At 53.5% G+C, this 8389-nt stretch carries 7 protein-coding genes; all 7 read right to left on the bottom strand.

The window, feature by feature from the left end; genetic code table 11:
- A partial coding sequence (locus FJY67_10180) for a hypothetical protein (GenBank protein ID MBM3329821.1) occupies positions 1-1209 on the bottom strand: 1209 nt, incomplete at its 3' end.
- Positions 1206-1601, bottom strand: a complete 396-nt coding sequence (locus FJY67_10175; protein MBM3329820.1) for a hypothetical protein — start codon at positions 1599-1601, stop codon at positions 1206-1208. The genes FJY67_10175 and FJY67_10180, both read right to left, overlap by 4 nt.
- 43 nt (positions 1602-1644) lie before the next feature.
- A complete protein-coding gene (locus FJY67_10170) occupies positions 1645-1872 on the bottom strand; it encodes a hypothetical protein (protein MBM3329819.1) in 228 nt (75 codons plus the stop codon).
- A gap of 16 nt (positions 1873-1888) precedes the next feature.
- On the bottom strand, positions 1889-3193 hold the full coding sequence (locus FJY67_10165) for a hypothetical protein (GenBank protein MBM3329818.1): 1305 nt from the start codon (positions 3191-3193) through the stop codon (positions 1889-1891).
- A 1242-nt stretch (positions 3194-4435) separates the two neighbouring features.
- Positions 4436-4834, bottom strand: coding sequence for a hypothetical protein (locus tag FJY67_10160; GenBank protein MBM3329817.1), 399 nt, complete (start codon positions 4832-4834; stop codon positions 4436-4438).
- A 560-nt stretch (positions 4835-5394) separates the two neighbouring features.
- Positions 5395-7740, bottom strand: coding sequence for a hypothetical protein (locus tag FJY67_10155; protein ID MBM3329816.1), 2346 nt, complete (start codon positions 7738-7740; stop codon positions 5395-5397).
- 86 nt (positions 7741-7826) lie between these two features.
- Positions 7827-8237: a hypothetical protein gene (locus tag FJY67_10150; protein ID MBM3329815.1), complete on the bottom strand. Its 411-nt coding sequence runs from the start codon at positions 8235-8237 to the stop codon at positions 7827-7829.
- Positions 8238-8389 lie beyond the last annotated feature (152 nt).

The raw sequence follows: 8389 nt of genomic DNA, 5'->3' as shown, positions 1-8389 counted from the left end.
TGCCTGCCCAGCGGCCCAAATCTCACCGTTGGGGAGCGCGACTACCGAATGAAATTGATTTCGATCTATGCCAAAAGGGGGGATGTTCTCCATCTCATAGATGCTCAGCCACCGCCCGATGCCTTCATCCGTTACTGCATAGGCATAGGGCTGTTCCCAGCCCGGTTGAACTACTCGCCTGCCTGCAACATAATAACCTCCATCAAGCCCATAAGTAATATCGAAGGCGCTCCCGCCATAGCGCTCCTCATTCCACTTCCTGAACCACTGCATTTCGCCATCCGCGTCGACTTTCAAGAGGCAGCCAAGCCAGCCAGAAAGCATGGAGCCGCACGCAACAAATCCCCCATCTTGGGAGGAAGCGATACCGAAGAACATGCTCAATCTGTCACCATCAATTTCATCGAATCGTCGCTCCCAAATCAACTCTCCCTCATCAAAGCCAATTTTTGCAATCCATGGAACCCCGCGCCCGTTAACAGGGGTTCCATGTCCGGCCAAGAACACCCCACCTTCAGTCTCCCGAACAGAATAGAAGTGACCAAAACGGCCCGCGGTTAGGTAGGTAGTCCAGAGCGGCTCGCCATCCGCATCAGTCATTACCGCAAGACCTTCGTATGTATTGCCTATTCGATAACCAACACCGGCTAAAACGAACGCCCCGCTTTTCAGTTCAATCACCGCATAGCAATGACCTTCACCATATCTTCTTTGCCAAACCACTCCGCCTTCGGCATCCAACCGCATTGCGGTAAAGTCATTATCGCACCTTCCCCCCAGAATAAAATCTCCTGCGTCGGTTTGTATGACTGATTCCAAAAGCGAAGACTCCCCCAATCGATATGTCCGTTCCCAAATCAGACGTCCATCTGCTGCAATTCGAATGACATAACTTACCCCGGGAATGTATTGTGGGTTGCTGGTGTAATTGCCCGAACTTCCGCAGGCGATGAAACCATCGCCGGGGATGGCGTAGATGTCTTTGAAGGTCTCGCTATTGCCTCTATCGAAAGATAGCAGATCAAAGGCGCCCGGCTGACAAAGGGCGGGAGTTGGGGGATGAAAAAGGAACAGAAGAGCAAAGGTCGTTAGTATCCAGCCCAAGTGGGAAAATGGCGGCTTGATGTCCCTCCCAACAGCGGCAGCTCGGATAACAAAATGCGAGTGGGGCGGAGATGCACTCCGCCCCACTAATTTGACCGCGTTCATTGTCCATAAACGAATGGATCGACGAGGAAATTATCCCCCTCGAAGTTAATCTCTCCTTCCCCTGCAATGATGTCCGTGGCGAACATCGACTTGGGCCAGATCTCCGCTTCCCATCGCACCGCCGAGGATGACGGCGTGAAGTCGGCCCACCATGTGCTTTGAAAGCCTTGATTGGCAATGAATTCCATTTCCTCTTCGTCAACCATGACGTCCCACTGGTCATAGGTACGCACGACGATGGTCACAGATTCATTTGCCATGTTGCCCTGGGCTTGCCAGTCGATTACACCGATGAACCGGGCTTGCGCCAACGCCTCCGACGGCGCGGCGAAGAGGGTGATGACCGCCAGCAGTACCAGCGCTGCCAGCGACAGATTCGTTCTCAGGCTCATACCATTCTCCATTCAGTTTGGATTGATAATGTGCCCGGGCTGCTTAAGCCCGAGCCGTAGCCCGAGCCGTAGCCCGAGCCGTAGCCCGAGCCGTAGCCCGAGCCGTAGCCCGAGGCAAGGTTTTCACAAGATATGGCTGCAAGTGGAAGTTGTCAAGGGTTTTTGCGAGCCCGCCCAAAAATAATTTGCCCGCGTATTCGGACTGGCTCCGCTTCTCTGCTATCGGGCACGAAGCGCCTACGGCGGCTTCGGCCCCTACGTTAACACCCATGAAACGTCCTGCAAGACTACCGCATCAAGACCGCTTTGACGGTGCGGGAGTGGGAGCCGGACTGAAGGCGGAGAAAATAGACTCCCGATGGCATCCCGCCTCCCGATGGCATCCCGCCTCCCGATGTCATTCTGATCGAAGTGGAGAATCTGAACTGATGCGTGCTGGGCGATAGCGGGCCATCGTGGAGGCGGAGGACTTCACGTCCGTCTATCGCATAGAGGCTGAGCCGGACAGGGTGGAGACCCCCTACCTGCGCACTTGGAGGGCGGACATTCTTGTCCGCCCTTAGGGCAGGCAGGAATGCCCGCCCTCCAAGGTCAACTGTCACCGTCGCTTGATCGTTGAACGGATTCGGCGCAATCGAGATCATGAGGGGATCATCATCCCCACTTCCCCCCTCGTCATCCCCGCTTTCCCCCTCGTCATCCCCGCGCAGGCGGGGATCCAGTCCAGCACTTAGAGAATGGACATTGACAACCCAATCCTGCACGTCCTCCTCCCACGCCTCCTCGCCGACCTGCTCCCGCGCATACCCACTCACGACATACCTGCCGGTGTCTTGAAATGAAATGGACACAATTGACGATATGGACAGTGTATCTTCTTCCCCGTTCAGCGTCCACCAGAACTGAATCGAATCGTTGTTGGCATTGAAGGGAATCAGTTCGAAGGTCGCTTCCTGCCGCGGCTCGAGGGAAAGTTCGGGGAGATTAGGCTCGAAGGCGCGGATGACGCCGCGCACCTGAATCGCCCACTGGACGGAATCGGCCGGCACCGGATCGACGTTCGGGTCGAAGACCTTGGCTTTCAAGGCATACCCGCCCGTCCGGTCGAACGCGTAGGACCGGATTCCGATCCGGTCATCCCCTCCCACTTCCTCCCACCGCACCGCCGTCGAGTCGTAAATCATCCACTCATACCGGAGATTTTCCATATCCCCGATGTAGGCGATGGAGTCGAGGGCGAAGTCGATCTCGCTATTACGCTGGACGGTGATAGATAGCGTGTCGGGGGTGTGGGAGGCGATGAGCAGGTCGCGGACGTGGACGAGCCAATGATAAGAAGTTCTTAACTCACCGTCGGAAACATTCACAATGACAGTATCACGGCCATCATCGTCTTCAAAACGAATATTGACAATGGGGTCATTTGAGATGATGTCGTTGTCATACAGCCACTGAAACCGCAACGAATCGCCCTGCGGATCAACGGCACGCACTCCAAACTCGACTTCGCTACCGAATAGTGCCGTGAAGGGATTTGTACGCGGCCAAACCTCGAGTAGTCGTGGAGGTGAATGATCTGCAGTGATTTTCACTATAATGCCTGCAACTCGATTCGAGTCAGTCCGAGCCATACCGGCAGCAATTGCGGAGTCATCTCCATCTATCACCACTGAGTAATATTCACCATTCCGAGCCCTTGCTGGTGTACCATATTCATCAAATCTCATCCAACGAAGATTGCCTTCTGCAGATGTTCTCACGATCCATGCAGCGCCATGGCCAACAAGATAGTATCCATCATCAGCTGAGCGCGCTATGCTATTTGTTACCTCGATGCCTCCAAGATTTAAATTATGGTTCTGTTGCCAAAGCAACTCTCTATCTGCAGCGATGCGCCAGATAGATACTTGATTTTGGGTATTGCCACAGATTGCAAAGCCGTCAGGAGGAACAGTGACCATATTCTGAAATCCGGCGTCATAGTCTTCAACCCAAACCGTCTCGCCCCTGATATCGAATTTCAGCAAATAACTTCCGCCACATACAACAAAACCGCCTTCTACTTCCCGCAAAGCATTCCATTCCGGGCAGAAGTCATACTCATTCGACCAGATTAAATCCCCATTTTCGCTATCGATAGTCACAATATAGGCGACTCTATCGTTACCAGAACTGGTACTCCCTACAGCGATTATCATCCCACCTTTAGACTCTATAATCGCCTGGCATCTGGCTATAGGCTCGCCATAAAGCCCATACCATTCCACATCGTGATCGATGTCGATTTTCAGCACAAACATTCGTTGATTGCTATTGTTACCAAGCGCATTCCGTCTGCCACCAACTACCCATCCGCCGTCATCACTCTGTATTACAGAGGTCGGACTGTAGGTCCAATTGCCGTTTTGCTCGGGATGATATCGCTCCTCCCAAACGGCGTCACCGCCCTCAACACTTGCCACCATGATCCATACATGGGACGTGGCGACCGAGTCTGCTACCGATGGGCCCAATACGCCGCAGAGTACTAAATCACCGTCGCGTTGATAGAAGACATCGGTAAACCAGCAAGGACGATTTCCTGAAGTGTGAAAACGACTCCACTGGTTATTGGGCTGGCCAAAGAGTGCACATTGATGCACCAATAGTAAAATATATATTGTTGAGTTGATTCGCATGTGATTTCCTATGTATCTGTGATGATTTCCCTGGGGGGGACAGATGTCTTCTGCCCCCCCCAGATGAATGACGCAGGAGACTGCTTACGCCATCTTCATTGCGTGTGGGGACTTCGACCCCGGAATACTGGCAGTGAGCACTTGGAGAGAATGGTCCTATTCTGGAACCAAAGGCACGAATAGATACCTTCCATTGCCGGCGTAGTAGACATCCATTGGATTGGTCCAAGTGCCTGGAATGCTGTAACCGTTGGGAATCCACCAGAACTCCGCTCGCCAGTAGGTCGCCAAAGGATGGGCGTCAGGCATTATGATGACCAACTTCCCCTCTTCATTGGTTTCTTCCCATTCGAAGTTCCAATGTTCGGGATTTTCCGGATCAGGACCTATCTGCACCCAGACGAAGATCATCACATTTGCGATCGGCTCGTCTGTCTCGGAGTCCCGGCACTCGATTTCATAGGTTTGCCATCCCCATGCCTGTGGCGCGGCGGCGAGCGAGACGAGCATCACCAGCGCGGTGGCGATGCTGAGGAGCGTCATTTTGCGAAACATTCGATGCCTCATAGTTGGATTGCGTTGGCATTGCGTGTTGCATTCAGCGACGGCAGACGCGCAAGGCGCAATCTGCCGGATCCAACTATAGGCGGGCCGCGGACGGGGTGGCTCGAGGCGCCACCCGAAGCCGGGGTGAAGGGCTGGGATCTATTTGATAGGCGAGGGCGAAGAGAGGGGCGTGATCCTTCACTCCGTCCAGCATGACAGGCTTGGAGGTTGCGTCTTGGACAACGCCAGGTTGGCCGAAGAGGCTGGACGAGGGCAGAGACCGGCTCACCCGACTGCCCTCGCGCGATGGCAGCAGCGGTCAGTAAGCGGCATAGGAGTCCCCCCCCCCCGACTCGTCTAATCTATTGAAAGGAAGAAACATGCAAGGAAAGTCAAACCGCAATCCTATCAGTTCACGTGACGCTATCCAAGGACTTCACTCAGACGACACTTTACATCATAACACTTTAGGACCCCATTGTCAAGCCAAATCGCTCCGCTCCTTCAAGATTTCTCACCGGTTGCCGATGTGTCGCCCGTCGGGGCGGGATGAATCCCGCCCTCCAAGGCTACCTCATCATGACCGCCTTGACAGCGAGGGATTTGGTGCCGGCCTGAAGGCGGAGGAAATAGATGCCGGAGGGAAGTGTGAAAGTGCCAAAGTGCGAAAGTGCGAAAGTATGGCTTCCCGGGGACAGCTGCCCGTCGTGGAGGCGGAGCACTTCCCGCCCGTCTATCGCGTAGAGGCCGATCCGGACGGGCATGAGACCCCCCACCTGCGCTCTTGGAGGGCGGACATTCTTGTCCGCCCTTAGGGCGGGCAGGAATGCCCGCCCTCCAAGTTCAATCGTCACCGTCGCCTGATCGTTGAACGGATTCGGCGCAATCGAGATCATGAGGGGATCATCATTCCGGCGAAAGCCGGAATCCAACCCAAAATCATCCACACTCAGCATTCCCACATTCACCACCCACCTCTGCACGTCCTCCTCCCAATCCTCCTCGCTCACTCGCTCCCGCGCATACCCGCTCACGACGTATCTGCCGGTGTCAGAAAAAGATATGGACAATATGGACTCTATTGACAGAGTATCTTCTTCCCCGTCGAGCGACCACCAGAACTCGATGGAATCGTTGTTGGCATTGAAGGGAATCAGTTCGAAGGTCGCTTCCTGACGAGGCTCGAGGGAGAGTTCGGGGAGATTCGGCTCATAAGCCCGGATGACGCCGCGCACCTGAATCGCCCATTGGACGGAATCGGCCGGCACCGGATCGACGTTCGGGTCGAAGACCCTGGCTTTCAGGGCATAGCCGCCAGTCCGGTTGAACGCGTAGGACCGGATTCCGATCCGGTCATCCCCTGCCACTTCTTCCCACCTCACCGCCGCCGAGTCGTAAATCATCCACTCATACAGCAGATTCTCCAAGTCCCCGATGTATGCGACGGAGTCGAGGGCGAAATCGATTTCGCTATTGCGCTGGATGGTGAGGGATAGCGTGTCGGGTGTGTGGGAGAAGATGATGAGGTTTGAAACCGTAACGTTCCAAATAATAAGCAGTCCACCATCTGCATCCTCGAGTTGACAGCGGACCTGAAACAATCCTAAATCCTCAAATCGAACAACCTGGCTTGAATCGTCTTGCAATTCCACATTATCAAGGAACCATTGTATTCCGAGAAGACCGTTTCGAGCGTTAGCGTGGACTTCAAACGATATAGAATCCCTACGTAAGACGACTAAATCAGTTTCCGGCGGGCTAAAGTCAATGACTCTCGGTCCAAGTTGGTCGGGATTTAATCGCATGATGATCGCGTCATTTTGACGACTCTCGGGATTGAATCTGGTACCGCAAGCAACAACTCTATTTTCTGGATCTACTATTACTGACCAGAAAATGGATTGCGTCATCGGAGGAAATTCCAGATCCGGAAATCTTGTCTGCCACCTCAGTTCGCCCGATCTATTAGTTCGATTCATAAGAAGGTAGTAACTTGCCGGATTATTTCGGATATCCCAGGTTAGTCCGGCAAGGATAAATCCTCCATCACGAAAGCGCGACATTCCATAGCAGTAGTCATTGATATTTCTTCCGGAAGGTATGACGTTAAGACTTTGATCAAGCCCATCCAGATTGGTTTGAATTAGGCAAACATAGCGATCACTGCGACCCTGGCGGGCATAGCCATAACCTCCTATTGCAAACCCGCCTGGTCTTGTAGTCATCGATGGCAATTCCAAAAAGCGAGTGCTGTCATCTACGATCTGACGTTCCCAAAGAACTTCACCTTCAAAACTGACCTTAATAAGTGCACCTTCGGGATTGTCATCGGCAACTGCAACAATGCCGTCTTCAACTTCCCTGATCGCCCTAATGCGTCGCCGCACTTGATTGCGCCTCTCTGAGACCAATTCCCAAATTTCATTTCCGTCTTCCTCGATCATCATCATATAGCCATTCCCATTTGACTCTCCTGCCAATATGAATTGCCCGGCCTTCAATTCGATAACAGCATAGCAACGTCCCGCCGCATAAGTGGTCTCCCAGATGATCTCGCCATTCTCAGCGCTTAATAGTGCAGCAGAAAAACCATCCTGATCACCACCAACAAGGGCATCACCGTCATCGGTCTCAATTACGGTAAGGAAAGTTCCAGACTCGAAACTTACTGCCCAAACAGACTCAAGATTGCTGTCTAAAGATAAAGCCCACGCCCCAGTCGAAGTTTGGCCACAAGCATAGTGTCCGCGATCTCCTTTGCAGAACAGATCCCAAAGCGTCTCATAGGAGCCTTGTTGATCTATCAGGCGGATAGTCTCGATGCCTGGAAAGGCAAGCGCAACCTCAGTTGCAATCCACGAGATCTGTGCAAGTAGAACTCCAGCGAGTTGTAAACTTTTGATATTAGTGATCATGTCACGAAGTTCGCTTTGTCGTGTACTTCGACCCTTGGATACAACGGGGGGCTGTGATGCGAAAACAGCCCCCCGCTGCAGCCCATCTATAATGCCAACACTTCAGCAACTCTCTCAATCTCCGCTTCATTCCATTTGATCTCGCCTTCAAGCGGAGGGGCGTCCTGCCATTCCCATTCAAGTGGATCGCCGGTGTTCCATGAGATCCGATAGGCCACAACGTCTTCAGGAATGTTGATGAAAGTGTGAGTCCATTCGGTGTAGGATGAGTTAGGTGTAAGCCAGGCAAAGAACCCGGCTACAGGGTCCCCATTGCCGTCGAGGAGTTGAATCTCAGCCACGATGTGATATGGTGAGGGATCTTGACCCAGCCAGTTGACTGTTAGAGTCACATCAAGATGAGGGTGTTGCGCCCACGCCTCCGACGGCGCGGCGAAGAGGCTGAAGACCGCCAGCAGAGCCAGCGCTGCCAGCGACAGATTCGTTCTCGGGCTCATACCATTCTCCGTTCAGTTTGGATTGATAGTGTGCCCGGGCTTCTTAAGCCCGAGCCGTAGCCCGAGCCGTAGCCCGAGCCGTAGCCCGAGCCGTAGCCCGAGCCGTAGCCCGAGGCAAGGTTTTCACAAAATACGGCTGCAAGTGGAAGTTG

Source organism: Calditrichota bacterium (genome assembly GCA_016867835.1).
In the GTDB taxonomy this organism is placed as follows: Bacteria; Electryoneota; AABM5-125-24; order Hatepunaeales; family Hatepunaeaceae; genus VGIQ01.
The sequence above is the reverse complement of the archived record's forward strand: the minus strand, read 5'-3'. Positions and strand labels throughout refer to the sequence as shown.